28 protein-coding genes are annotated in these 23,399 nt (G+C 62.9%); 12 read left to right on the top strand and 16 right to left on the bottom strand.

The annotated features are described in order from the left end of the window. Positions 1 to 39: 39 nt before the first annotated feature. From TS85_RS25730 to rfaE2, 4 genes are all read right to left on the bottom strand, one after another. A complete protein-coding gene (locus TS85_RS25730) occupies positions 40 to 1,338 on the bottom strand; it encodes a hypothetical protein (RefSeq protein ID WP_155006630.1) in 1,299 nt (432 codons plus the stop codon). Next, a complete protein-coding gene (locus tag TS85_RS25725; protein ID WP_155006629.1) occupies positions 1,332 to 1,535 on the bottom strand; it encodes a hypothetical protein in 204 nt (67 codons plus the stop codon). The genes TS85_RS25730 and TS85_RS25725 overlap by 7 nt, the downstream gene beginning before the upstream one ends. 207 nt (positions 1,536 to 1,742) lie before the next feature. Then, the gene (gene gmhB, locus TS85_RS23855; RefSeq protein WP_044337124.1) at positions 1,743 to 2,309 is read right to left on the bottom strand and encodes a D-glycero-beta-D-manno-heptose 1,7-bisphosphate 7-phosphatase; all 567 of its coding nucleotides are present in this window, start codon (positions 2,307 to 2,309) and stop codon (positions 1,743 to 1,745) included. Beyond that, on the bottom strand, positions 2,306 to 2,788 hold the full coding sequence (gene rfaE2 / locus TS85_RS23850; protein WP_044337122.1) for a D-glycero-beta-D-manno-heptose 1-phosphate adenylyltransferase: 483 nt from the start codon (positions 2,786 to 2,788) through the stop codon (positions 2,306 to 2,308). The genes gmhB and rfaE2 overlap by 4 nt, the downstream gene beginning before the upstream one ends. A gap of 64 nt (positions 2,789 to 2,852) precedes the next feature. On the opposite strand from rfaE2, the gene TS85_RS23845 reads away from it, so the two are divergent. Further along, positions 2,853 to 3,425 (top strand): D-sedoheptulose-7-phosphate isomerase, encoded by a 573-nt coding sequence (locus TS85_RS23845; protein ID WP_044337120.1) that lies wholly within the window; start codon positions 2,853 to 2,855, stop codon positions 3,423 to 3,425. A 56-nt stretch (positions 3,426 to 3,481) separates the two neighbouring features. Here TS85_RS23845 and TS85_RS23840 read toward each other — a convergent pair whose 3' ends face one another. Beyond that, the gene (locus TS85_RS23840; RefSeq protein ID WP_044337118.1) at positions 3,482 to 4,348 is read right to left on the bottom strand and encodes a glycosyltransferase family 9 protein; all 867 of its coding nucleotides are present in this window, start codon (positions 4,346 to 4,348) and stop codon (positions 3,482 to 3,484) included. Between the two features lie 69 nt (positions 4,349 to 4,417). Further along, positions 4,418 to 5,350: a D-glycero-beta-D-manno-heptose-7-phosphate kinase gene (gene rfaE1 / locus TS85_RS23835; protein ID WP_052508154.1), complete on the bottom strand. Its 933-nt coding sequence runs from the start codon at positions 5,348 to 5,350 to the stop codon at positions 4,418 to 4,420. 255 nt (positions 5,351 to 5,605) lie between these two features. Here rfaE1 and TS85_RS23830 point away from each other — a divergent pair, with 255 nt between their 5' ends. Then, positions 5,606 to 5,899 carry a type II toxin-antitoxin system Phd/YefM family antitoxin gene (locus TS85_RS23830; protein WP_044337116.1) on the top strand — a complete coding sequence of 98 codons (294 nt, stop codon included), beginning with the start codon at positions 5,606 to 5,608 and terminating at the stop codon, positions 5,897 to 5,899. Beyond that, positions 5,896 to 6,228, top strand: a complete 333-nt coding sequence (locus tag TS85_RS23825; RefSeq protein ID WP_044337114.1) for a type II toxin-antitoxin system RelE/ParE family toxin — start codon at positions 5,896 to 5,898, stop codon at positions 6,226 to 6,228. Before TS85_RS23830 ends, TS85_RS23825 begins: the two co-directional genes overlap by 4 nt. 95 nt (positions 6,229 to 6,323) lie before the next feature. Here TS85_RS23825 and TS85_RS23820 read toward each other — a convergent pair whose 3' ends face one another. The 3 genes from TS85_RS23820 to TS85_RS25720 form a co-directional block, all read right to left on the bottom strand. Continuing rightward, the gene (locus TS85_RS23820; protein ID WP_044337112.1) at positions 6,324 to 7,109 is read right to left on the bottom strand and encodes a hypothetical protein; all 786 of its coding nucleotides are present in this window, start codon (positions 7,107 to 7,109) and stop codon (positions 6,324 to 6,326) included. A gap of 40 nt (positions 7,110 to 7,149) precedes the next feature. Next, the gene (locus TS85_RS24360) at positions 7,150 to 8,244 is read right to left on the bottom strand and encodes a hypothetical protein (protein ID WP_052508153.1); all 1,095 of its coding nucleotides are present in this window, start codon (positions 8,242 to 8,244) and stop codon (positions 7,150 to 7,152) included. Positions 8,245 to 8,342: 98 nt separating this feature from the next. Then, positions 8,343 to 8,627 carry a hypothetical protein gene (locus TS85_RS25720; protein ID WP_155006628.1) on the bottom strand — a complete coding sequence of 95 codons (285 nt, stop codon included), beginning with the start codon at positions 8,625 to 8,627 and terminating at the stop codon, positions 8,343 to 8,345. Positions 8,628 to 8,805: 178 nt separating this feature from the next. On the opposite strand from TS85_RS25720, the gene TS85_RS23805 reads away from it, so the two are divergent. The 7 genes from TS85_RS23805 (at position 8,806) to TS85_RS23780 (ending at position 13,764) form a co-directional block, all read left to right on the top strand. Next, positions 8,806 to 9,378 carry a recombinase family protein gene (locus TS85_RS23805; RefSeq protein WP_044337108.1) on the top strand — a complete coding sequence of 191 codons (573 nt, stop codon included), beginning with the start codon at positions 8,806 to 8,808 and terminating at the stop codon, positions 9,376 to 9,378. Between the two features lie 155 nt (positions 9,379 to 9,533). After that, positions 9,534 to 10,469 (top strand): replication initiator protein A, encoded by a 936-nt coding sequence (locus TS85_RS23800; protein WP_044337107.1) that lies wholly within the window; start codon positions 9,534 to 9,536, stop codon positions 10,467 to 10,469. Positions 10,470 to 10,893: 424 nt separating this feature from the next. Next, positions 10,894 to 11,769, top strand: a complete 876-nt coding sequence (locus TS85_RS23795) for a helix-turn-helix domain-containing protein (protein WP_044337105.1) — start codon at positions 10,894 to 10,896, stop codon at positions 11,767 to 11,769. A 251-nt stretch (positions 11,770 to 12,020) separates the two neighbouring features. Beyond that, positions 12,021 to 12,674, top strand: coding sequence for a ParA family partition ATPase (parA, locus tag TS85_RS23790; protein WP_044337103.1), 654 nt, complete (start codon positions 12,021 to 12,023; stop codon positions 12,672 to 12,674). Then, positions 12,671 to 12,970: a ribbon-helix-helix domain-containing protein gene (locus tag TS85_RS23785; protein ID WP_044337101.1), complete on the top strand. Its 300-nt coding sequence runs from the start codon at positions 12,671 to 12,673 to the stop codon at positions 12,968 to 12,970. The genes parA and TS85_RS23785 overlap by 4 nt, the downstream gene beginning before the upstream one ends. An 80-nt stretch (positions 12,971 to 13,050) precedes the next feature. Continuing rightward, positions 13,051 to 13,401: a hypothetical protein gene (locus tag TS85_RS25715; RefSeq protein ID WP_155006627.1), complete on the top strand. Its 351-nt coding sequence runs from the start codon at positions 13,051 to 13,053 to the stop codon at positions 13,399 to 13,401. A 3-nt stretch (positions 13,402 to 13,404) separates the two neighbouring features. Next, entirely contained in the window at positions 13,405 to 13,764 is a 360-nt protein-coding gene (locus TS85_RS23780) for a hypothetical protein (RefSeq protein ID WP_044337099.1), read from the top strand. 79 nt (positions 13,765 to 13,843) lie between these two features. Here the strand turns inward: TS85_RS23780 and TS85_RS23775 are convergent, their stop codons facing one another. The 7 genes from TS85_RS23775 to TS85_RS23745 form a co-directional block, all read right to left on the bottom strand. Continuing rightward, entirely contained in the window at positions 13,844 to 14,668 is an 825-nt protein-coding gene (locus TS85_RS23775; protein ID WP_044337097.1) for a 2OG-Fe(II) oxygenase, read from the bottom strand. A 61-nt stretch (positions 14,669 to 14,729) separates the two neighbouring features. Continuing rightward, positions 14,730 to 15,608, bottom strand: coding sequence for a glucose-1-phosphate thymidylyltransferase RfbA (gene rfbA / locus TS85_RS23770; protein ID WP_044337096.1), 879 nt, complete (start codon positions 15,606 to 15,608; stop codon positions 14,730 to 14,732). Continuing rightward, positions 15,605 to 16,501, bottom strand: coding sequence for a dTDP-4-dehydrorhamnose reductase (gene rfbD / locus TS85_RS23765; protein WP_044337095.1), 897 nt, complete (start codon positions 16,499 to 16,501; stop codon positions 15,605 to 15,607). The genes rfbA and rfbD overlap by 4 nt, the downstream gene beginning before the upstream one ends. Before the next feature lie 38 nt (positions 16,502 to 16,539). Continuing rightward, entirely contained in the window at positions 16,540 to 17,592 is a 1,053-nt protein-coding gene (gene rfbB / locus TS85_RS23760; RefSeq protein WP_044337093.1) for a dTDP-glucose 4,6-dehydratase, read from the bottom strand. An 11-nt stretch (positions 17,593 to 17,603) separates the two neighbouring features. Further along, on the bottom strand, positions 17,604 to 18,176 hold the full coding sequence (gene rfbC / locus TS85_RS23755; RefSeq protein ID WP_044337091.1) for a dTDP-4-dehydrorhamnose 3,5-epimerase: 573 nt from the start codon (positions 18,174 to 18,176) through the stop codon (positions 17,604 to 17,606). Then, positions 18,169 to 19,518: an O-antigen ligase family protein gene (locus TS85_RS23750; RefSeq protein ID WP_044337089.1), complete on the bottom strand. Its 1,350-nt coding sequence runs from the start codon at positions 19,516 to 19,518 to the stop codon at positions 18,169 to 18,171. Before TS85_RS23750 ends, rfbC begins: the two co-directional genes overlap by 8 nt. Positions 19,519 to 19,692: 174 nt before the next feature. Further along, on the bottom strand, positions 19,693 to 21,108 hold the full coding sequence (locus tag TS85_RS23745; RefSeq protein WP_077228908.1) for an exopolysaccharide biosynthesis polyprenyl glycosylphosphotransferase: 1,416 nt from the start codon (positions 21,106 to 21,108) through the stop codon (positions 19,693 to 19,695). Positions 21,109 to 21,474: 366 nt separating this feature from the next. On the opposite strand from TS85_RS23745, the gene TS85_RS23740 reads away from it, so the two are divergent. Next, a complete protein-coding gene (locus TS85_RS23740) occupies positions 21,475 to 22,458 on the top strand; it encodes a glycosyltransferase family 2 protein (RefSeq protein ID WP_077228907.1) in 984 nt (327 codons plus the stop codon). Positions 22,459 to 22,787: 329 nt separating this feature from the next. After that, complete coding sequence (locus TS85_RS23735; RefSeq protein WP_052508152.1) at positions 22,788 to 23,378, top strand: polysaccharide biosynthesis/export family protein; 591 nt, start codon at positions 22,788 to 22,790, stop codon at positions 23,376 to 23,378. Positions 23,379 to 23,399 lie beyond the last annotated feature (21 nt).

The raw sequence follows: 23,399 nt of genomic DNA, 5'->3' as shown, positions 1-23,399 counted from the left end.
AAACCTCTTAACTGCCAAGCGCCTTCGGAGGGATAGGGACTATCGATTTTGGGCCACGCTGGAAGCTGTTTGCGGGCGACCGTTGGTTTTCCGGGCGTTAGCGCGCCAATAATATACCGCCACCGCCACGGCAGGCAGGGAATGGATGCTAAGTATATACCACTGAACCATAAACGTTCCAATAGTAGAGTATAATACAAGTGCCGAGGTTGCCTGTAATATATTAAGATTTGGCAACACAGACTTAATCTTTTCAATTAGTGAGCCGCTAATTATTCCAGAAATAAGCGGTATTAAAACCACTCCGATCCAACCAAAATTGGCATAACCCCACTCTGCGGTCGTAAGGCGCAGACCGCCCGTCGCCAACTCGGATATATTGGCACCGATGTCGTCGTACGTCAGAGTCCATACTTGAGGATTCCATTGATAATTATTTGGAACGAGCCCGCCAAATATAGTCCGGCCCATGGAAAAATAATCACCCTTACTAAATCCGTGAAGCCAGTTGAGCTGATCGAGAATATCCGGTGATCCGTTGGCGATAAATTGGGACAGCGTATCGCCGACGTAAATGCTGCGAAATACCTCCACGTCCAGGATGTTTCCGAGAATATAATAAAATACACTTCCAAACGGAAATATGAGCAAAATCAATGGAATATACCATTTTAGGCCGCCGCGACTATTGGCTGCGAGTATGCCTAAAAAGAAAATTACGCCCGTCGCCGTTGGTCCGCGCGCTAGCGAAACGAGAAGAACAGTAAAAGAAGCAAGCGCCAGGAAAATCAAAAAGGGCGATCGACGATACCACCCAATGACCAATAGTAGAGGCATGGTCGCTTGCAACACGGAGAAGCAAAATCTGAAAAGATATGCAGCCCGATAATATGCGTCACGATATTCGCCCTTGAACTGCCTCGCAGTAAAAGGGTCTTCCGCAAACATGGGGACAAATCCCATGATGGAATATGCAGCACACATGCCGATCACGCATGGAACGGTTACGATAAGGACACGACGAGTCATCGGAGAAGTGTCTTTGATCATGCGTGAGGTGGACTGGAATATATAGTCGCCTTTTCCTCTGGCGAAAAAACTACCAATCAAGGTCCCTGCACACAATGCCAATCCACCGATGACATTGATCACGATAAAAAGATTAACGGTCTCCGAGGGAAACCCATCCCATAAATTGGTAAGTAGACCAGGTATGACATATGCAGACATACAAAATCCCGCCGCGATATGCGTGGGAATATTCCATCGGCTGCGCCAGACAAGATAAGGCGCTAGAATTTGCATTGACAGTGCCATCACCGCCACCAGATTCAACATGCCGGGTCCTTACACATGCGCCGACGGCGTTCACGGTTTACAGTGGGCATGACCATGCTGGCGAAGATCAGCCGCAGCTCGTCGAAATTATTGCTGCGGAGCCGGCTCCGGATGGAAACCGCCTCCTGCGGGGCGACCGGTGTCGCCGCCGAGGTGGGGGCGATGCTGTCTTCCATGTTGTCGATCGCTTTGGTCATGAAGAGCGGGCCTATGGTCGTGTGCGAAGGCCCCTTTGCTGCAACTGCGACAGCGTGAAGTGGATCCTGCCGCCGCTATAGGCGAAGCGGGTGCGCGCTATCAAGCAAAGGGCGCCCATCCTGCCCTCAACTCGCCCTGACGGTCCGCAATAGCTGGCGATCGGCCGGTTCCCTGAGCGACTTGCCGAAGCAGCAGAGCACGTTCATTCAATCGACTCCTTTTGCGAAATCGGTGGCCGAGGATTCCTCCAGCGCGTGATCGACGCATTCGGCAAGCGTGGCGAAGCGCGCATCGGCAAGCGGCGAGGTTTCCGTGCGGGAAGAGACGAGGTAGCAGCGCGCGACGCCGGCGGCGCGACCTGCAGCCATGTCGCTCGGCTTGTCGCCGATCATCGCCGAGCGCTGCAGATCGATGCCGAGTGCCGATGCCGCCGCCAGCACCATGCCCGGCGCCGGCTTGCGGCACGTGCAGTCGGTGTCGGGGAGGTGCGGGCAATGGAGCACGCGCGCGACCGGCGCCCCCGCAGCTTGTAACTCGGCGCACATATGCGCGGTCAGGTCTGCAAAATCGGCCTCGCTGTAATAGCCGCGACCGATGCCCGACTGGTTGGTCACCACGACGAGCAGATAGCCTGCCGCCGAAAGCCGGGCGAGCGCGGCCTTTGCGCCCGGCGCGAACACGAAATCCTGCGTGCGACCGACATAGCCGGTATCGACGTTGATCACGCCGTCCCGATCCAGAAAGGCCGCCCGCTTCGCCGTGCCGGTCGTCACGCAGTCTGCCGTATGCGGTCGACCAGGTTGGTGGTCGAGAAGCCATCGCGAAACGGGATCGCCACTGAATCGCCGCCCCAGCTTCGGATAAGCCGGGTTTCCTCCAGCGTTTCCATGTCATAATCGCCGCCCTTGACGTACAGGTCGGGGCGGACGGATTGCAGCAGCGCGCAGGGCGTCTTCTCGTCGAAGCCGAGGACAAGCGACACGCTTTCGAGCGCCGTCAGGACGATCGCGCGGTCCTGCTCGCGATTGAGCGGGCGATCGGGTCCCTTGCCCAGCATCCGCGCCGACGCATCGGAATTGACCGCGACGATCAGTGCGGCGCCTAGCGCGCGCGCGTCGGCGAGATATTCGACGTGCCCGCGGTGCAGGATATCGAACACCCCATTGGTGAAGACCAGGGGGCGGGGTAGTCGGGCGATGGCGGCGTGAACGGCCGCAACCCCGTCTGCGGGCCAAAGGATGTTGCCTAGCATAGGCGGGTGCCTGTAGCAGCGGCTATGCTGCAACGCCATAAAATCCCGGATTGGAAGGACTAAAATGTCATTGTTTCTCGCAAATCTTGCCGAGCACCGGGAAGTATTCGCACGTCTGGACGCGCTTTCGACCATAGTTGCCGAGGCCAGCGGCGCGGCGACCGCGTCGCTTCGGGCCGGCAACAAGGTCATGTTCTGCGGCAATGGCGGCTCGGCCGCGGACAGCCAGCATCTCGCCGCCGAACTCACCGGGCGCTTCATCAAGGACCGCCCGCCGCTCGCGGGGCTGGCGCTCAATACCGACAGCTCGGCGCTGACCTGCATCGGCAACGACTATTCCTTTGCTGACGTCTTCGTCCGCCAGGTCCGCGGCCTGGGCCGTACGGGCGACTGCCTGGTCGGCATCTCGACTTCGGGTAATTCGGCCAATGTGCTGCGCGCGTTCGAGGCTGCGCGCGAAATGGGGATCACGACCATCGGCTTTCTCGGGCGCGACGGCGGCCAGATCAAGGCGCTGTCCGACTATGCGATTATCGTCCCCAGCGACGTGACGGCGCGCATCCAGGAAGCGCATATCCTGATCGGCCACACGCTGTGCGGCCTGGTCGAGCAGCAGCTCGGGCTGGTCGAGGCCTGACCGGCGCAGAGGGTCTGGAAGCGCCGGGCGGTGCGTTTCCAGACCCGGCACACCTGTCAGGCTGCGAGAAAACGGCGCAACCGCTCCGATCCGCCGCCTTCGTCGAACAGCGATGTCCATCCGTCGGTAAATGCCGATCGCGGCAGCCAATAGGATTTAAGCGTTGGCGAACATACGAAGATCGGCGTGTCGAGATATTCGGCCAGGTGCGCGGGCATGCTGTCTGCGCTGATGACCTTCCGGGCACCCTTGATGGATGCTATCAGGGCTTCAAAGGTGCGCGGGACGCGCGTGAAGGGCAGACCGGTGGTTTCGAGATCCGGGCGCTCGCCTTCCAGTAGCATCAGTTCGACCGGCAACCCCAGCGCCGATACGGTGTCCAGGATTTCTGCCACGACTTTGAACGGGACGTGGCGTTCGGGCAGCCGGCTGCCCGGATAAATCCGCACCGGACCCGCAGGCGGCGCGCGATCGACGCGGTCGTGCATGCCGAGGCCGAGGGCGTCGAGCATCGCATCATGCGCCAGATAGATGTTCTCGGCATGGGGCAGTGCCGTCGCGGAGAAACCTGCGGCAAGAAAACGTTCCCGTTTGTCCAGCTTTTCGAATATTACCAGTGCCTCGCGCGGGATGCCAGCCTTGTGGAGCGCGCCTTTCAGGAGGATCGCCGATTTCAAGCCGCGCAGCATGCCCTGGCTGCGTAGGGCGATAATCGCCGGAATGGCGCGTTCCGGGTGCGCGAAGAAGCGCAAGGGGAAATGGATGTCGAGGACGGCCGCAATTGGGCGGAGGTGTTCGCCGGCCAGGAGTTCGATTCCTGAGCCCGGTTCGATCCTGCGCCTGCCGAGGCATTGCGCGGCGATCACGAAATCGCCCAGCGCCCTGTATTGCAGGAAGACGACGGGGTATCTGGGAAGGGTCATGTAATTGCCTCTATTTCGGATTGACGAGCCGATGGCGCGGTCGTGGCGGGCATGTCCGTTCGGCAGGGGTCAAGCACCGAACAGATCGTCATAACCAACCACCGACGTACCGAATTTGGCAACCACGATTCCACCGGCCCGGTTGGCGATGGGAACCGCGTCGCGCAGCGGCATGCCGGCAGCGACCAGCGTTGCAAGCGTCGCGATCACCGTGTCGCCTGCACCCGTCACGTCGAACACTTCTCGGGCATCGGCTCCGACCCGGAAATGCCCAGCGTCGTCAAACAACGACATGCCTTCTTCGGAACGGGTGACCAGCAGCGCGCCAAGGTCCAGTTCGTCCCGCAGGGTGCGGCTCAGGCGTTCAAGTTCCGCTTCGCTGCTCCAGGCACCGGTCACCAGTGCCAGTTCGCCCCGGTTGGGCGTGACGACGGTGGCGCCGCGATAGGGGGCGTAGTCGCGGCCCTTGGGGTCCACCAGTACCGGCTTTCCCGCTGCGCGTGCCGCGTCGATCATGGTGGAGACATGCCCCAGGCCACCCTTGCCATAATCCGACAGCAGCACCGCGTCATATTGGTCGACCACAGCGCAGAAATCGCCGGTCATTCGCTCAAGCACTTCATTGCCGGGACGATTCTCGAAGTCGATTCGGAGCAGTTGCTGTGAGCGCCCGCTGACTCGCAATTTGACGGTAGTGGAAAGCTGGTCGTCCTTTTTCAATATTCCCTTGATACCGGAGCGGTGGATGACGCTGGCGAGCTTTTCTCCCGCCTCGTCCTCCCCAACGACGCTCATTAGCGTAACCGATGCGCCCAGCGCGGCGGCATTGGCGGCCACGTTGGCGGCGCCGCCGAGGCGATATTCCTCGCGCTGGACATGCACGACGGGCACAGGTGCCTCGGGCGAAATGCGGTCGACTTCGCCGAACCAGTAGCGATCGAGCATCACGTCGCCGACGACGAGGATCGATGAATCGGCGATCCGTTTCCTAAAATCCGTCATTCCTTCATTGCTCCCTCTTGGCGCCATGGTGTGCACTGCGGAAAAGCACGGCCCTTAGGCAGGGGCGAAAAATTCCGCCAGTCATGGCGGTGTGGCGTGAAAGAGAGAGGCCATGTCAAAGCAGGCAGCGTTTGGCAGGCGGCCTGTTTCGCTGCGGCCCCGGGGAGAGGGCATCAGGCAGGGGAACGGGAATATTGCCCCCTCCCCCCATCCGGCCTATATTCGGACCATATTCGGTCCGGAGTCTGCCCCCCCATGCGTTATTCCGAGCAAGTGAAGCCGGTCAGCTATCTCAAGGCGCATGCCGCCACGCTGCTGCGCGGGCTGGCGGATCGCGGGGCGCCGCTGGTGATCACCCAGAATGGCGAGGCGCGGGCGGTGCTCCAGGATATCGCCAGCTATGAGGCGACGCAGGAGACGATGGCGCTGCTCAAGCTGCTGGCGCTGGGCACGCGCGATGTCGAGGCGGGGCGCGTGGCGCCGGCGCGCGCGGCGATCGAGCGGCTGCGCGCCGATCGGGCGGCGGACGGGGGTGCGCCCAAGGCATGACCGCGCGCTACACGGTGTATCTCACCGCGGGCGCCGAGGCGGATCTGGCCGACATCCATGACTGGATCGCGGCGCACCGCGCGCCCGACCAGGCCGGCGCCTTTCTCGATACGATGCTCGCGCGGATCGACAGCCTCGAGCAATTCCCCGATCGCGGCAGCGTGCCGCCCGAGCTCGACGCGCTGGGCATCCGCGACTTCCGCCAGATCGTCGCCCCGCCCTATCGGCTGCTGTACCGGGTGATCGTCGACAGCGTGTTCGTGTTGCTGGTCGCCGATGGCCGGCGGGACTTCCAGGCATTGCTCGAGCGGCGGCTGCTCGCGGGATAGGCCCAGCGTCAAAACCGCTGGTTGTGACACCGCCGCGGGTCGAGCGGTCGAACTGACATTCTGGGCAAAGGTCGAAGGCTCCAGCCATTCGTCCGTTACGCGGCCTTGAGCTTTGCCTCGAGTGACGCACGAGCAGCATCTAGGCGCGTCGGGTTCGTTTTCGCCGAAAGCCGATCGCGGGGCTTCTGACCAAGGAAGTAGGCGATGCGCTCGGCATTCGCCCCGCTCGGATGGGGAAGACCGTCGAGAATGGTCGAGCGATCGACAATGCCCTGATTGGCCAGATAATCCAGCATGGCGCTCACCTTCGGCCCTAACGGCACCAGGAGCGCGCCGCGCAAGGAGCGCAGTTCCTCGCCCAGGTAGGTCAGCAGCCAATCCCGCATAGACGGGATGCGAAGCGCGTCAGGCTGCCCGGACCAGTTTTCGCCATCGACAAAGACCGGGTAGCGCAGCGCCGAGGTGAAATGGACGAGGTCTGCGCGCTCGCTCCAGAGCAATGCGGTGGACGCAAGCTCGAGATGCCGTGCGACACCGATCTGATCGAGCATGGCGACTAGGTTGGCGCGCATCGGACCCGAAAAGCTGGCAAACACCTTCGCTTCCGCAGCTGCGTCAATCACGCTTGCGCCACGACGCAGGGCGGCCCGTGCAGCCGAAAGCGCGTTCCGGGCTTGTTGAAGGCCCGGCGTCAGGCCGACAATGGCGATGCGCGCTGTCGGGTTCATATGGTCGAATGGAGCGTAGACCATCGAGACGGTCCGGCCGCCTGCATCGGCGTGCGCCAAAGCGAGCTTATCCGCAGTCCGCGGGTCGGAGACTTCGACATCGGTGAGATCGCGGACGGTAGCGGCAAAACGCGGGAAAAGAGACTGGGCCATAGCTTCCTTCGTGGATTTAGAGTTGTGGACCCGACGCAGATCAGCGCCGACTGCCAAGGGTCTGAAAAGCTGCGAACAGGGAGTCGGGGGAGACGTGCAGCGCCACGGCGTAGCGTCGCAGTTCGGGTGCGGTCGGCATCTCATCAGTAGCGCGACGCTTCACGATAGCGGGTTCTGCCTCGTTGAGGTCGGGCGAAGGGTCGCCAATCCGGGAACGGGCGATCGCGAACCCTTTGGGTCCCGGCTGATCATGAAGATCGTTAGCTATCCTCCAAGCCCACCGCCCTTCGTATGTCTCCTCTTCACGTAGAGGCGCGAAGTTGCGGCGGGTCACGACCCAGTCTGTCAGCGCCGGCAGGTCGAGTTTCGACCTGACCAGGCTCAGGCCATCGCGGCTGAGCGTGTTGCGTACGGCGGTCGCCGGCATACCGGTGAGGGCAGCCACTGCCTCGGTCACGCTTTGATCGATTGCGCCGTCCTTTCCGTCCGACGCCTCGCATGCGAGGAAGCAGCCGTCAGCGATCTGCCACCTGTAATATGCCGAAAGGATCGTCCGCTGGAGCGCGCTTCCTTCGCGGTCGAGCGGCGAGCTGTGCCGACGGCTGAACCGAGCGAGTGAGCCGACCATGATCTGCTCCAGCTCGTCGACGTCGTCCTCCGAGATCGATTGGCTCTCGGCGGTCGGGCGGAACGCGCTATGATAGGCGGCGGTGACGATGCGCGTCATGTTGAACCGCGATAAGTCGATGCGCTCCAGCGCTTCGCTGCTCTCGCCATCGTCGACGGGATCGAATGGAAAGCCGATGAATGCGCTCGCTGCGTCGGCGCTGGCGATTAGGCCTAAATCCGCGGCTTGCGAGCGCAGGTGCTGCTTCAATTCGACCATGACCGCCTCCAGTGAGAAGGGCGGCTCAGGCATGGTGTAAGCCCACAGGTCGTCGAGCCGGTTCACGGGCTCGTCGATAAACTCAAGCGAGCCCGGCGCGACGAGACTGGGAGCTGATCGACCATCAGACATGCGGATGGCGAAGCCCTTCCGCACCAGTTCCAGGGCTTCAAGGTAGCTGGAGACGAAAACAGCGTTCTCTTTGTGGTGGCGCTGCGAACCGTGAGCCGGATCACCGAGAACGAACATACGATCGCGCTGGCGCCAAGGGCGCTCGGTGAACCCGGTCGCCGAGTTGGTGCGCTGGATGCGGGTGAGATGGATGGAAATAGGACTTCTCCGATTGATCAGTGCAGACGGGCGGCGGTGATGACCAAGCCGTTGGGTGCGAGGACGACGTAAGCGTTGCGGTAGCGGTCGAGCCGGGGGGCATGGCCGCCGAGAAGGCGGCGAGCCTCGGCCCAGCTATCCTTGTCGAAACGGTGAAGGGTACAGCTGCCGCCCGCGTCGACCGGATCGGTCAGTTCCGTCAGGAAGGCGACGACATGCTGTGGTATCGAACGCTGCTGCATGCGCAGCAGCGCATGTCGGGAAAGGGGATAGCGGAGGTGGATGTTTGACGAGGGGTGCATAGCGAGCTTCCTTGCTGATGCACTTAATATAAAGCCGCAAATATGGCAGTCAAGCGGAAAATAGTAACCTTTTATGGCAGACCGTTTGCGTCAAAACCGGTCGGTTGTGACACCCCGCCGCCCCCCACGCATTCCCAATGCTTTGCGCGTGTCAAAACCCCGTGTCATAATCGTCGCCATGCAGATCGGCTATGCGCGCGTCTCGCGCGGGGATCATCAGGATTTGGGGGCACAGCTTGCCGCGCTGGATGCGGCGGGGTGTGGGCGGGTGTTCCGCGAAGAGGCGTCGGGGGGCAAGGCCGACCGGCCCGAACTGGCCCGCGCGCTTGTCGCGCTGCAACCGGGCGACGTGCTGGTGGTGTGGAAGCTCGACCGGCTGTCGCGCTCGCTGCGCGACCTGTTGTTCACGCTGGAGGCGGTCGCGGCGGCGGGCGCGGCGTTCCGCTCGCTGACCGAGGCGATCGACACGACCACCCCGGCGGGGCGGCTGATGCTCCAGACGCTGGGCGCCTTTGCCGAGTTCGAACGCGCGATGATCCGCGAGCGGACGCTGAACGGGCTGGCGCATGCCCGCGCCGCCGGGCGCCATCTGGGCCGCCGCCCCAGCCTGACCGCGCAGCAGCGCGCCGAGATCATCGCGCGGGCCGAGGCGGGCGAGGGATCGCCGTCGCAACTCGCCAGCCTGTTCCGCGTCTCGCGATCGACGGTGCAGCGCGTGCTGCGCGCGCATCGCGCCCGTGTCGATCTGTAGACAGCTCGACACGCCGACAGGGTCTCCGCCGACCCGTTTCGGGGCTGCGGCGAATTCCTACTCGAAAGCACGAACTCGAGCGCGGGAACAGCGCTTTCCCCGGCGTCGTTGCGCCCATGGGTGCAACGCTTCGTGCTTTCGAGTAGGAATTGCCGATGACCCAGCCCCCTGCCCCGCGCGCCAAGCCGGCCAAGTCCGCGACGGCGCCCCAGCGCGACCTGTTCCTGCTCGACAGCCCGTTGCAGGGCGAGATCCGCGGCGAACGCTCGCTGATGGCCTTTCCCTTCTTCGCGCTCGCCAAGAATGCCTGGATGAAGCCGCTGGCCTATCAGAGCGACAAGGTCTCGATCGAGGTCCGCCCCTCGGCCACCGGGGTCGCGACGATCTACGACAAGGAAATCGTGCTCTATATCGCCAGTCTGATGGCGTCGAAGATCGAGGCGGGCGAGGCCGTCGGCCAGGATTTCGTGTTCACTGCGCATGATCTATTCTCGGTCACCGGCAGCAACCATTCGGCGCGGTCTTATGCCCGGCTGTCCGAAGCGCTCGAGCGGCTCCAGGGGACGCAGATCAAGACCAATATCGAGGCGGGCGGCGAAGGCGAGGAAGGCTTTTTCTCATGGCTGTCCGAGGCGCGGCTCCATTATACCAGGACGCGCAGCGGCGAGCGGCGGCTGAAGGCGGTCAAGGTCCGGCTGTGCGACTGGCTGTTCCGCGCGATCCTGCGCGATCGCCAGGTGCTCAACTATGCCCATGCCTATTTCCAGCTCGGCCCGATCGAGCGGCGCATCTATGAAGTGGCGCGCTCGACCTGCGAGGCGGACAGCCTCGAAATCGACCTGGCGATGTTCCGGCTGCAAGTGGGGTATCAGAACCCGCTCCCCAATTTCCGCGCCGCGCTCAATCACATAGCGGCAGCCGACGCGATCCCCGACTATCATCTCGCACTCGTCGAAGTGGCGGAGGACGTGGCGGCCGACGCCGCGCCGGTGCGCCGGGGCCGCAAGTCGCACCCGCTGCGCGTGGTGATTTCGCGCCGCGCCCCCGAACTGGCTGCCGAGTCCGAATCGGGTGCCGACCCGGCGCAGTAGAGGCTTAATTCCTACTCGAAAGCACGAATCGGGCGGCGAATTGATACTCGAAAGCACGAGTCTGTTGGCGCATTTATACTCGAAAGCACGAACTTTTTTGGCATTTCATACTCGAAAGCACGAACCAAAGACGCTTCCCTTGTAGGATTTTAACTGCGAAATTCATGGCGCAGGCAATGTGCGCCGGCATTTGGGATGCGCCGGCCGCACGGGCCGGCATTTGGATGGGAAGCGGCTGTGATCACATAAAGGAAAGCCCGGCACGAGGCCGGGCATCCCAGGTTTTGGAGCGACGTCGCCAAACGTCGATCAAGAGCTTCCGAAGCTCTTCTTCATACCCGGTGTTGGACTTTGGTTCAAGGATGCGCGTTTCGCGCCACGTATTTTCTTTGCCCTGATCCCAGCCCTGCACAGGGGATGGACGATGACGGCGTTTACCTTCGGCCAGGCCAGCGCGCGCGCGCTGGGCGGCATGGCGCGCGGGATTCCCGTGCGTGCGCCGGCGCGATCGGGCGCCCCACACCGCACGGGCGCGCCGGTGCGCCGCGACAGCATCGAGGCGGGGACGTTCGAAGAGGCATTCTTCGCCGCCCCGGCCAAGGGCGAGACCGACCAGTTGCTGCGCGTCGCGCGCCGCACGCTCGATGCCGGGCGCCAGCTCCGCCGCGAGGCGCGCGCGGGTACGCGCAGCCTGACCGCGTCCGAACGCCTGGTCGCGTCGCTGACCGCGGCGGCGGTGCGCGTCTATGAGGAAATCCTGACGCTCGCCCGGCTCAACCGGGGGCGCGTCTATCCCAGCTATGACTATCTCGCCGAGGCGACCTGCCTCGGCCGCGCGACGATCGCCCGCGCGCTCCACGCGCTCGAGGAGATCGGCTTCCTCGTGCGCCAGCGCCGGTTCAAGCGCGTGGCGGGCGACGGGCCCGGCCCGCGCTATGAACAGACGTCCAACGCCTATCGCCCGCTCCTGCCGAACAGCGTGCTGGCCTATCTGCCGCGCTGGATGCGCCCTGCCCCGCTCCCCGCCGACGCCGAATGGCATGCCGCAGAACAGGCCGGCGCCGTGGCGAACATGGTCGCCGGGCTGTCGTGCCGCGAGTTCGCGCGCACGATGGTCGGCGGCGATCTGGGCAAGGTGCTGGCGCGCCTGGGAGCGAGGATCGACGCGCGCGAACAGGCACCAGAGCGCGAGTCTCAAAACCATCCTGAACCGCTCCTCGATTCTCATAAGAACCGCACAAGCGGAGTCGGCCTGGTCGGCCGACGCTCTGCCCTGACGGGCCGCGAATACGGCAAGTGACACCCGCAACCGCTCCGCCCTCCTCTGGGGCACCAACAGGATGCCGGCTACGCCGGCAATGCTCCCCGAGGAAGCATGCGGTTTCCGGCTCGCGCCTTCGCGCCCGCGGTCATCGCATCGGGTGTCAGCACGTCGACATGTCGGTGTCTCTACACTACGAAGTGTCGACAGGTCGGCCTATCGACGAGTCGGCCTGTCTACACGTGCCGCCGCGTCGACTTGTCGGCATGTAGACACCCAGGGAGAACGCCATGCCGGTCATCGCCATCATCAGCCAGAAGGGCGGCGCGGGGAAAACCACGCTTGCGCTGCATCTCGCCGCCGCGGCGCAGGAGGCGGGGCGCGTCGCGCTGGTCATCGACACCGATCCCCAGGCGACCGCGAGCCAATGGGCCGCCTGGCGCCACGACGCCCCGCCCGAAGTGATCGACAGCCCCCCGCCCCGCCTCGCCGCGAAGGTCGCGCAGGCGCTCGAGCAAGGCGCCGAAGTGATCGTGATCGACACCCCACCGCACGCCGACAGCGCCGCGCGCGCCGCTGTCGAAGTCGCCGATCTGGTGCTGGTCCCGTGCCGCCCGAGCGCGTTCGACTTGTCGGCGATCCAGACCACGGCGAAGCTGGTCCAGCTGCTCAAGAAGCCGGCGTTCGTGGTGTTCACCGCGGGCAGCCCCAATGCGCCGCGCGTTTATCAGGAGGCCGGCGAACTGGTCGAAAGCTTCGGCACCCCGCCCTGCCCGTTGCAGATCCCCGATCGCGCCGCCTATCGCCACGCCAGCGCCGAGGGGCGCAGCGTCATGGAGACCGAGCCCGAGGGCAAGGCCGCCGAGGAAATTCGACAACTCTACGCGTGGACGTGTAGACAGCTAGACATGCCGACACCGCGCCGCAAGAAAGTCACCGCATGAGCCGCAAGCCCAGTTTCGCCAATCTGCGCAGCCACGCCCCCGCCGTGATCCCGGCGCCGGCACCCGCACCGACCATTGCCGCGCCCGCCAGCGGGGCAGGGGAGGGGGCACCCCAACCCGCCCCCCGCGCGCAAAGCCGCGAAGGCCGCAAGCAGATCGCGGGCTTTTTCAGCCCCGAAATGTCGTTCGCGATGCACATGCTGGCAAGGCGCCAGGGCCGCAGCCTTCAGGACGTGATGGCGGAAGCCTTCAACGACGTCCTGCGCAAGCACGGCGAAAGCCCGATCGGGGATTAGGGGCCGCTAAAGCTGCGTGGTTTGCGCCGATTGCGCCTAAACCGCTTTGCACTGCTGTGCGGCCCGCGTAGAGGAAGCGTATGTTTCGCGTCCTAGCTCTTTCGATTCCCCTCGCTGCCGGTGCATGTGTCGGTAACAGCGCCGTACCGCCCGGCAAGCTGCCGCCCGGTGCAAACGCCGGTGTCTATATAACGGCCGACGTTCAGGCGGTCGCGTCTTGCATCGCCGCGGCGCTGCGTACGACACCAGAGGTGCAAGGAGACCGCATTGTCGTGGCGGCGCCGGGAGATGTCGGGCTTCGCTATAGCGTCGGTCCCAATGGCAAGGGCAAGGGCGTCTATCATACCCAGGTGGCCATAATCGGGGTGGAACAGGACGCGGCGCAGACCGCGCGCGTACAAGTCTGTTTTGCGCCACCGACGACGGGTTGAGGCGTGCTGATCGCCAGCCTGTTGGGCGGCGCCGCGCTGGTTGCTGCGGCCCCCATGCCGCTCGTCAAGCCGACGGCCTATGTGTATTGCACTGCGTCCAGCACCAGCCCGCGAGGGCAGGGGCTTATCGTCACGTCGATCTTTCGCTCGCGTTCTGAGCCGGCGTTCATTCGGACTGCGTTTGCCAACTATCTGCGCACTTCATATGCACCCTATGGCAATGGCTGGGTGTTCTCGCCTCTGGACGTTAGTTGCCAAGCGTTCGAAGAGAAGCGCATGGCGGAAACGCGGCGCAACCTCGATATTTCCCGCGTTCCCCAGCCCCAGCAAACGGTGTTCACAGTCAGCTTTCAACTGGGCTGAGGCTTGGGCGCTATTCTTCTTCTGCTGCATTCGCGATCACGCGATCATAGGCTGTCTTGCTGAACCGCGCCGCGGTGGGTCAGTCTACATCCCGTTTATAGACATGCTTGTTCTCTACCACGCCCTTGGCGAATATCTTTCGCACGGCCATCCGCGCAGCGGCATCGGCGCGGAGCACGATATCGCGCGCTTTCTGCTCGGGCCGGCCACGGAATGACGTGACATGGAAGCTGTCATCGGCCTTCAAAGCTTCGTCGGCGAAATAATAATTGGAAACACAGCATCGAAAGTCGTCGGCCGTGATCGGACTGACCGAATGCCACGAGTCGTTATGCGTAGCCATGACGGCAAGGCGATTGAAGCGGCTATGGACTGTGATCTGATCTTGCTCGACGCCACTCGGCCACAACTCCAGATTACCACCGTTATCTTCGTGCCACTCCGGGCTGACATAGTATAAAAGATTCAGGACTCGCCAGCGCGAGCGATCTTTATCGTGCGAATTATCGATGTGCGGGTTAAGGTACTGATCCTTGCCCATCATCGATATGCCGCCAGCATATAGATGAATGTCGGGATACGCGGATTTGATACCGCATATGTCCTTGATCAAATCTACGACACGGGTATCATGAAAAGCATAGACGCTCTCTTCAAGGATGGGATCATATTGATCCATCTGCGCGGCGATATATTTATATTCACGAATACTCTTTTTCAGCTTCATCGCCTCCGGTTTTGGAAACTGGCGATGTATCGCCAAAGCCATTTCTTCGGGCAAAAGATCATCGATGTAGAAATATCCGATACGATCGCGCGATTCGGCATATTGCGCCTTCATGCGATCCTTCTCAGCCTCAAGGCGAGAAACGATAATGTCTGCGATATTCCGTCGGTTGGTCATTATATTACCGTAAAGTTGAGAGTATCTACAGTATAATTTCCGAGCCTGAACAGGCAATCATTTAACAGCTATCACGCCCCTCCACCGCCAGCAAGATCGCGCGCCCATAGGCGGTCTTGGCGAACCGCTCGCCCGCCGCCCGCGCCTGGTCGGCGTCGATAAAGCCCATTTCGAAGGCGACTTCCTCGAGGCACGCGATCTGGATGCCCTGGCGGTGCTGGAGCGTGCGGACGAACTCGCTGGCCTCCAACAAGCTGTCATGCGTGCCGGTGTCGAGCCACGCATAGCCGCGGCCCATCTGTTCGACGAACAGATCGCCCGCTTCCATGTACAGCCGGTTGATGTCGGTGATCTCGAGCTCGCCGCGCGGCGAGGGCGCCAGCGTGCGGGCCATTTCCACGACGCGGTTGTCGTAGAAATACAGCCCGGTCACCGCATGGTTGGACTTGGGCGCGCTGGGCTTTTCCTCGATCGACAGCGCCTTGCCGCCTTCGCCGAGTTCGACCACGCCGTAGCGTTCGGGGTCCTCGACGCGGTAGCTGAACACCGTCGCGCCGTGGGTGCGCGCGACCGCGCTGGCGAGCAGGTCGGTCAGATGCGCGCCGAAGAAGATATTGTCGCCCAGCACCAGCGCGACGTTATCGGTGCCGATAAAGTCCGCGCCGATCGTGAACGCCTGTGCCAGCCCTTCGGGCCGGGGCTGTTCGGCATAGGAGATGGCGAGGCCGAGCCCGGCGCCGTCGCCGAACAAATTGCGGTAATTACCCAGATATTCGGGGCTCGAGATGATCAGTATCTCGCGGATTCCGGCGAGCATCAGCACCGACAGCGGATAATAGATCATCGGCTTGTCATAGACCGGCAACAGCTGCTTGTTCACCGCCAGCGTCGCCGGGTGCAGCCTTGTGCCCGAGCCACCGGCCAGGATGATGCCCTTCATATGCGTGTTCCGATCAGTTCATCGAGGATGTCGGCCAGCGCCGCGTCCCAGGGGCGGGGCACGATGCCATAGGCGGCAGTGAGCGTCGCGGTGCTCAGCAGCGAATTGGCCGGGCGCCGGGCAGGGGTGGGATAGTCGGCGGTGGCGATCGGCGTGACGTCGGCCACCGGGCCGCCGCGCAGCCCCGACTGGGCGAAGATCGCGCGCGCGAACCCGGCCCAGGTGACCGCGCCTTCATTGCTGAAATGGAAGGTTCCGACAGGCGCGTCGGCATCCTCGGCCAGGCGCACTGCGATCGTCGCCAGCGCCTGCGCCAGATCGGCGGCGCCGGTCGGGCTGCCGCTCTGGTCGTCGACCACGCGCAGCACCGGGTTGTTCGGCGCGACGCGCAGCATCGTCCTGACGAAGTTGTTGCCATGCGCGCTCACCACCCAGGCGGTGCGCACGATTGCGTGGCGCGCGCCCGAGGTCCGCACTGCGAGCTCGCCGCCCAGCTTGGACGCGCCATAGACGCCGAGCGGGGCGACGGGGTCGTCGACTTGCCACGCGCCGGCCCGGTCGCCGGCGAAGACATAGTCGGTCGAGACCTGGACGATCGGAACGCCCGCCGCGGCGCAGGCGGCGGCAAGCGCGGCGGGGGCCAGCGCGTTGACGGTCCAGGCCGCCACCTGGTCACTCTCCGCCTTGTCGACTGCGGTATAGGCGGCGGCGTTGATCACCGCGGCCCAGGGGTGTTCCGCCACCTTGGCCGCTAGCGCGGCGGGATCGGACAGGTCGAGCGCGTCGCGGCCCAGCGCGACCACTTCAAAGCCATCCGGCCAGGCGAGGCGGGCCAGTTCGGTGCCGAGCTGGCCGTTCGCGCCGGTGACGAGTATCTGTCGAGGTGTAGACATGCCGACAGCTATACGTGCCGACATGTCGTCCGCGTCACTCACGCGGCGACGCCCCGGCGCTCGGCGGCCTTGGCGGCGACCAGCGGGCGCCACCAGCCCTCATTCGCCAGATACCATTCCACCGTCTTGCGGATGCCGCTCTCGAACGTCTCGGCGGGGTGCCAGCCCAGTTCGGCACCGATCCGCGCTGCGTCGATCGCATAGCGTTTGTCGTGCCCGGGCCGGTCGGCGACTTCGGCCATCTGCGCGGCATAGGGCTGGCCATCGGCGCGCGGGCGCAGCTCGTCGAGGATCGCGCAGAGCGTCTGCACCACTTCGATATTCTGGCGCTCATTATGCCCGCCGATATTATAGGTTCGCCCCGGCTCCCCGCGCTCGAACACCGTTTGCAGCGCGCGGACATGGTCCTCGACATAGAGCCAGTCGCGGACCTGGTCGCCCTTGCCGTAGATCGGCAGCGTCTCGCCATCCAGCGCCTTGGCGATCATCAGCGGAATGAGCTTTTCGGGGAAGTGATACGGCCCGTAATTGTTCGAGCAATTGGTGATCAGCACCGGCAGGCCATAGGTGTGGCCCCATGCCGATACGAGATGGTCCGACCCCGCCTTGCTCGCCGAATAGGGCGAGCGCGGGTCATAGGGCGTTTCCTCGGTGAACAGCCCGGTGTCGCCGAGCGAGCCGTAGACCTCGTCGGTCGAGATATGGTGGAAGCGGAACGCCGCCTTTGCCTCGGGCTCCAGCCCCAGCCAATAGGCGCGCGCCTCGGCCAGCATCGTATAGGTGCCGACCATATTGGTCTGGATGAACGCGCCGGGCCCGTCGATCGAACGGTCGACATGGCTTTCGGCCGCGAGATGGGTGATGACGTCAGGCCGGAACTCGGCGATCGCCGCGCGCACCGCCTCGGCATCGCAGATATCGGCCTGGACGAAGCGATAGCGGTTCGACTGCGCGACTCCGTCGACCGTGGTCAGCGTGCCGGCATAGGTCAGCTTGTCGAAATTGAGCACTTCATGGCTCGTATTCGCGATCAGGTGGCGGACGAGCGCCGAGCCGATGAAGCCGGCCCCGCCGGTGACGAAAATGCGCATGGGAATATCCTTCAGGCGAGCGGGGCCAGCGGGCGCCCGTCATAGGGAAAGGGACTGTCGAAATCGGCCAGCAGCGGCTGCACGGCGTCCTTGGGCGACAGCTCGGGCACCGCGCCGGCGGGGAGGGGCCATTCTATGCCAATCGCCGGATCGTCCCAGCGGATGCCGCCATCCTGCTGCGGGGCATAGGTGTCCGAGCATTTATAGCTGACTTCGCAATCGGGCTCGAGCGTGACGAAGCCGTGCGCGAAGCCGATCGGGATAAAGAGCTGATGCCCGTTCTCGGCGTTCAGTTCGGCACCGACCCATTTACCATAAGTGGGCGACCCGCGCCGCACATCGACCGCCACGTCGAAGATCGCCCCGCGAACGCACCGCACCAGCTTGTCCTGCCCGCGCGGCGGCACCTGGAAATGCAGCCCGCGCAGCGTGAAGGCGGGGACCGACAGCGAATGATTGTCCTGGACGAAGGTGCAGCCGATGCCGAGCGCTTCGAACACGGGCACCGAATAGACTTCGGTGAACCACCCACGGGCATCGCCGAAGCGCTTGGGGCGGAGGAGCTGGACGGGGTTTTCAGTCATGGGAGTCGGACGTTCCATTCGCAGGGGTATATGCCAGCCAGCAGCACAGCAGTGTGAAGACGGCGCCGAGCAGAGGGGTGCGCAGCGGATAATCGGCAATGCTGGCCAGCAAAAGGACGAGGATCGCAAAGGACGCGGCACGGTGCAGTGCGCGCCAGCTCTGCGATCGGGCAGGGGAGGTGAAGCGCCGCCAGCTCGTCCATAGCCACCAGACGAAGAAGGCCAGAAACACTGCCAGCGCCGGCAGGCCTCCGGTGATCACCAGTTCGATCAGGTCGTTATGGGCGTTGTTGAAATAGGTAGTCTTGAGCAGCGCATCGGGTTCATAGCTGGCATAGACCGGCACGAAGGATCCGAAGCCGGTGCCGAACGGGAACGTGTCGCCCACGATGCGCAGCAGTGTGGGCAGCGCGGCCAGGCGGCCCTCGGTGCTCAGGTCATCGTCGACGAGGCGCCCGATCGCGACCGCGCGATCCATGCTCAGGACCAATACCACGATCGCGGCAATTCCGACCGCGAACCCGCCCGCTGCCAGCCAGCGCGCCCGCACTGAAAGTCGTGTCGCGCCCAAGGTCGGCGCGACCAGAAGCGCCGCGACCAGTCCGACCACTGCCAGCACCAACCCGGCCCGCGAGCCGAGGACCAGAATGTAGAGTAGGATCACGGCGGCAGCCGCCAGCCCCATGAGCAGGCGATGCCGACTTTCCTGAGGGCTCCGAGTCGGAAAGAGCGTCCAGGCCCTGATCAGTGGTAGCGCCATTGCGAGCATCGCGCCTTGGTGGTTGCGATTTGCGAGCAGGCCTATCAACTGATCATGCCCGCTGATCTTGTACCAATAGAGCATCGAAGAGCCGCCGCTGGCGATCTGCGCGACGCCTAGCAGCATGCTGAACGCTATCGTTCCCAGAACGGGGAGCAGCAGCAGGCGGCGCTGGCGTTCGTTCAACAGGAGAAAGCCCAGCATGATTCCGAACGGTACCATCAGCGCGATAAGGCTATTCCATGTGCGGTCGGGGGATAGCGCCAGTGGATGCCATTGTCCGGCGCCGCCCAGAGCCTGGGCTACGCGGGTATAGGTTTCCCTGCCTGGCAGGCTCTGCCATATCGCCGAGGGAAGCGGCACAAGCTGGATCGCTATCGTCGTAGCAAATAGTGCCAGCAACAGAGGCAGCGGACGAATGCTGCGCCAATCCGGACGCGCCGTCAGCAGCATTGCAACGATGCATAGCACCGCGATCGGGCGCAGGCCCAATAGCCAGATATTGTCTGGCCGCGAAGATCCGCCCGTGAACGCGACGGCAAGCCCGAATATCGCAAAGGCGATTATCGGGATGGGCGGCACGGTCCATGTTCTTGCGGCAGGTCCGACGCGGCGGGGACGGGCAAGGCGGTGGGAGGGCACGGGACGGGTCTCGTCTTTTTGGGGCAGGGCATAGTCGGCATTGCCGACGCCAAGGCCTGTGTTGGGCAATATCGGCGCGACCTTATGCACCCGTGCCGCACGCGCAACCGCAAATCAGAATGCGTTGCGGTGAGTCAGTACGCGGAAGGTCTGGAACACGAGCATGACATCGCGCCAGATCGTCCAGGATTCGAGATAGGCGAGGTCGGCCTGCAGCCTGTTGACCAGGTCGTCGCCGGTCTCGGTGTTGCCGCGGAAGCCCCGCACCTGGGCAAGGCCGGTGAGGCCGGGCTTCACGGCATGGCGGCTCCAATAATGCGAGGTCACTTCCCAATACAGCGCATCCCCGGCCAGGGCACCCGTCGCGTGCGGTCGCGGACCGACGATGCTCATGTCGCCGCGCAGCACGTTGAGCAGCTGGGGAAGCTCGTCGATGCTGGTCTTGCGGATGAATTTGCCGATGCGCGTGACGCGCGCGTCGTTGCGCGTGGTTAGCTTGCTGGCGTTGTGATCGAGCAGGTCGGTGCGCATGCTTCGGAACTTGAACATCCGGAACATGCGGTTGCCCTTGCCGATCCGCATCTGCGTGAACAACACATTCCCTGGAGAATCGAGCCGGATCAGAAGCGCCACGACGATCATGAGCGGCGACAGGATGATGATGGCCGGGATTGCGACGGCAAGGTCGAACAACCGCTTTATGATGCTGTCGACGGCATTCAGCGGACCGGTGGCGATCAGCGTTGTCGCGACGTCATAATAGCGCGTGGTGCTGATGGCGCCGATCGCGTCCAGCTCGGGCATCAGCACCTCGACATTGACCCCGGCCCCCTTGAGGGCAAGCGACCATTCGGAACGCCGTTCGGGATGGCACGCGACGATCACCCGATCGGCCTCATGGATCAGGCTGCCGATCCGGTCGAGCATCACGGGATCGTTGATGTCGGGGCGAATATTCAGCGCCTCGACATCGATCTTGAACGCCGTGCAGCCTTGCGGCGGCGCGAAATTGTCGACCAGCACCACTTCGCTTTCAGGGCTGCCGTTCAATGCCGAAAAGGCATGGTGCGCAAAGAGATAGCGACCCAGCGACAGAAGCAGGCAACTCGCCAGTGTTCCGCCGATGGAGATGCCGCGAGACAGGTTGTCGGAGGATTTGATGATGAAGGTTATGCTGATGACGATCAGCACCGCAGTCAGAAAGGACAGGCAGGCACGCCGGGTACTACGCGACGCGCGGATGACGCTCGCCGGTCGGTAGGCCTGTTGCCGGATGGCGGTCAGGTAATAGATGGGAAGGACCAGGCACAGAAAGGTCACCAGGCGCGGGTTGTTTGCCTGCCCAAGGTACATCCAGGCCACGAACGTCAAGCCAGCGCATATCATGGCGATATCGATAAACGCGAGCGTCGTAAGAAGCCGCATCCGGACGCCGCGCTTGGAGGTCACCCTTTCGATATTGCAGTCCTCATCCACCCAACTATGTTGAGTGCCAATCTGGACCGATCCGATGCCATTTTTACCTAGCATATATTCCAATTAACTCAGTAATTACCATATTTGGATTTATACCGACAAAATTCCATATCGCCCCGCCCAATCCATACCCTATCCTATCCCTATACCCATCTTTAGTCGTGGTTGGAAACCTGCCGCCATATGGTGCGGCGCCGCATTGGCACAAAGCAACTCGCGTCACTAGAGCGGATCGGTGTTCGAATTCTCCAAATAAAAGACATGCCCCCTGGAGCCCGCTTGATACGCTGATTGACGCCGCAGATAGCCAAATGGGGGTCTTTGATTGACACTTTCAATCCAATGCCCTCGGGGGCATATCCGCGCTGCTCGCGGTAGGCTGAAAAACGGCAAGCCAGGCTGGCGTTGCGGGCGTAGAATATGCGGGCCATTGGTCACGCGTGCCATATCGAGGTGACGGACTTGCTATATCGGCCTGACGATCAAACGCGATTATCGATCGTTATTCCCACTCTCAACGCAGGCAGATATCTGTCGACGCTGCTGCCCGCGCTGGAACGCCAGAATATTGCGCCCGAACGGTACCTCGTCATAGATTCCCAGTCGCAGGACGAAACCCGTAACGCGTTCCGGGATTTCGGCGCCACGGTAGTCGAGATCGATCGGCGGACGTTCAATCATGGCGGCACCCGCCAACGCGCAGTTGAGATGCGACCCGAGGCCGAGATCATCGTCATGATGACGCAGGACGCGATCCCCCAGGGGGGCGATGCGATCCTCCGCCTGGTCGATGCCTTTGCGGATCCGGGCACAGGCATGGCGTATGGGCGGCAATTGCCCCGCACGGTTGCGCGCGGGATAGAGCGTCATGCGCGGCTGATAAACTATCCCGCGCACTCGGAAGTGCGCGAGCTGAAGGATCGCGATCGCAGCGGCGTCAAAACGGTCTTCTGCTCCGATTCCTTTGCTGCCTACCGACGAAGTGCGCTCGATCAGGCCGGAGGCTTTCCGGAGGATGCGTTCTTTGCCGAGGACCAGCTCGTTGCCGCACGTATGCTCATCGATGGCTGGCGCATCGCCTATCGCGGCGACGCCGAAGTCGTGCACAGCCACGGCTATACGATGATGGAGGAGTTTCGTCGCTATTTCGATGTCGGCGTATTCCATGGGCGCAACCGCTGGCTGATCGAAACCTTTGGTGCCGCCGAGGGCGAGGGGCTTCGCTTCGTCAAATCGGAACTTGCCTATCTGGCACGACACGATCCCACCCAACTACCCTCTGCAATCATCCGGACCTTTGCCAAATATGCCGGCTACAAGATGGGAAGCAGAGAGGCCCTATTGTCGAACCGCTGGAAGCGGCGCTTGTCGATGCAGCCATTTTATTGGCAGGATCCGAAATGATATCAAGGTTCACCTATTAACTCGATGATCTTAAGAGGGTTTGGTTGAAGGGGTGTTTGGCGTGATTTCGAGTTTCTAGAAAATTTGCGCTCAAGCTGATGGTTAAGACCCTATTGCGTCGCAACATTGCGAAGGGTTGCAACCGGCAGAGCCCCCGGCTAACCCGGGCGCTCGCCCGTGGGGTGGTAGCTGGCAAGGTCTCAATGAAAACTAGAGCGTTATCCTGCAGCATTTTAGTGGCTGCGCTGGCCCTTTCCGCATGTGCATCCCCTAGGTTTGAAGGGCGCCCAGGCCTGACGGTTTTCGACAATAAGCCGCTGCCCGAGCCGGTGCGCGCCGACCTGACGATTCCGGCGCGGCCCTATGTCATCGGCCCGTCGGACCAGTTGACGGTCGAGGTTTTCGGCATCGACGAACTCAGCAAGAATGTCACGGTCGACCTGACCGGGCAGATCGCTCTGCCGATGGTCGGCGCACTCAAGGTTTCCGGCATGACTGCCGACGAACTCACCGCCGAACTGGTCACCCGGTTTCGTCAGGCGCATGTCCGCAACCCGCAGGTCACGGTCAACATCGTCACCGCGGCCAGCCAGGTCATCACCGTCGACGGTTCGGTCGCCACGCCGGGAATCTATCCCCTGGTCGGGCGGATGTCGCTGATGCGGGCTATCGCGCGCGCGTCGGGCACTACCGAATTCGCCCGCGAGAATTATGTGGTCGTGTTCCGCAACGTCGAGGGCAAGCGCTACGCCGCGCTCTATGACCTGCGCGCGATCCGGCAGGGGATATATGAGGATCCCGAAATCTTCTCGAATGACCTGATCTATGTCGGCGACGACCAGGCACGGCGCGTCTTCCGCGATCTCGTGACGGCCGCGCCGTTGATCACCACACCGCTGATCTATCTGATCACCCAGTAATATCCGTCAGAGTCAGATGAT

It is taken from the genome of Sphingomonas hengshuiensis (assembly GCF_000935025.1).
Classification (GTDB): domain Bacteria; phylum Pseudomonadota; class Alphaproteobacteria; order Sphingomonadales; family Sphingomonadaceae; genus Sphingomonas; species Sphingomonas hengshuiensis.
This window is presented reverse-complemented; position numbering and strand designations above follow the sequence as displayed.

Excerpts from the sequence above, each read along its gene's own strand:
- TS85_RS23795 (WP_044337105.1), top strand. The coding sequence starts at position 10,894 with ATGACGGCGTTTACCTTCGGCCAGGCCAGCGCGCGCGCGCTGGGCGGC.
- TS85_RS25725 (WP_155006629.1), bottom strand. The coding sequence starts at position 1,535 with ATGACCAAAGCGATCGACAACATGGAAGACAGCATCGCCCCCACCTCG.
- rfaE2 (WP_044337122.1), bottom strand. The coding sequence starts at position 2,788 with ATGCTAGGCAACATCCTTTGGCCCGCAGACGGGGTTGCGGCCGTTCAC.
- TS85_RS23820 (WP_044337112.1), bottom strand. The coding sequence starts at position 7,109 with ATGGCCCAGTCTCTTTTCCCGCGTTTTGCCGCTACCGTCCGCGATCTC.
- TS85_RS25730 (WP_155006630.1), bottom strand. The coding sequence starts at position 1,338 with ATGTTGAATCTGGTGGCGGTGATGGCACTGTCAATGCAAATTCTAGCG.
- TS85_RS23830 (WP_044337116.1), top strand. The coding sequence starts at position 5,606 with ATGCGTTATTCCGAGCAAGTGAAGCCGGTCAGCTATCTCAAGGCGCAT.
- parA (WP_044337103.1), top strand. The coding sequence starts at position 12,021 with ATGCCGGTCATCGCCATCATCAGCCAGAAGGGCGGCGCGGGGAAAACC.
- TS85_RS23825 (WP_044337114.1), top strand. The coding sequence starts at position 5,896 with ATGACCGCGCGCTACACGGTGTATCTCACCGCGGGCGCCGAGGCGGAT.
- TS85_RS23840 (WP_044337118.1), bottom strand. The coding sequence starts at position 4,348 with ATGACCCTTCCCAGATACCCCGTCGTCTTCCTGCAATACAGGGCGCTG.
- rfbB (WP_044337093.1), bottom strand. The coding sequence starts at position 17,592 with ATGCGCATTTTCGTCACCGGCGGGGCCGGCTTCATCGGCTCGGCGCTC.
- TS85_RS23800 (WP_044337107.1), top strand. The coding sequence starts at position 9,534 with ATGACCCAGCCCCCTGCCCCGCGCGCCAAGCCGGCCAAGTCCGCGACG.
- TS85_RS23805 (WP_044337108.1), top strand. The coding sequence starts at position 8,806 with ATGCAGATCGGCTATGCGCGCGTCTCGCGCGGGGATCATCAGGATTTG.
- rfbD (WP_044337095.1), bottom strand. The coding sequence starts at position 16,501 with ATGTCTACACCTCGACAGATACTCGTCACCGGCGCGAACGGCCAGCTC.
- TS85_RS23740 (WP_077228907.1), top strand. The coding sequence starts at position 21,475 with ATGCGGGCCATTGGTCACGCGTGCCATATCGAGGTGACGGACTTGCTA.
- rfaE1 (WP_052508154.1), bottom strand. The coding sequence starts at position 5,350 with ATGACGGATTTTAGGAAACGGATCGCCGATTCATCGATCCTCGTCGTC.
- TS85_RS23745 (WP_077228908.1), bottom strand. The coding sequence starts at position 21,108 with ATGCTAGGTAAAAATGGCATCGGATCGGTCCAGATTGGCACTCAACAT.
- TS85_RS23785 (WP_044337101.1), top strand. The coding sequence starts at position 12,671 with ATGAGCCGCAAGCCCAGTTTCGCCAATCTGCGCAGCCACGCCCCCGCC.
- rfbA (WP_044337096.1), bottom strand. The coding sequence starts at position 15,608 with ATGAAGGGCATCATCCTGGCCGGTGGCTCGGGCACAAGGCTGCACCCG.
- TS85_RS25720 (WP_155006628.1), bottom strand. The coding sequence starts at position 8,627 with ATGCACCCCTCGTCAAACATCCACCTCCGCTATCCCCTTTCCCGACAT.
- TS85_RS25715 (WP_155006627.1), top strand. The coding sequence starts at position 13,051 with ATGTTTCGCGTCCTAGCTCTTTCGATTCCCCTCGCTGCCGGTGCATGT.
- TS85_RS24360 (WP_052508153.1), bottom strand. The coding sequence starts at position 8,244 with ATGTTCGTTCTCGGTGATCCGGCTCACGGTTCGCAGCGCCACCACAAA.
- TS85_RS23845 (WP_044337120.1), top strand. The coding sequence starts at position 2,853 with ATGTCATTGTTTCTCGCAAATCTTGCCGAGCACCGGGAAGTATTCGCA.
- TS85_RS23775 (WP_044337097.1), bottom strand. The coding sequence starts at position 14,668 with ATGACCAACCGACGGAATATCGCAGACATTATCGTTTCTCGCCTTGAG.
- rfbC (WP_044337091.1), bottom strand. The coding sequence starts at position 18,176 with ATGACTGAAAACCCCGTCCAGCTCCTCCGCCCCAAGCGCTTCGGCGAT.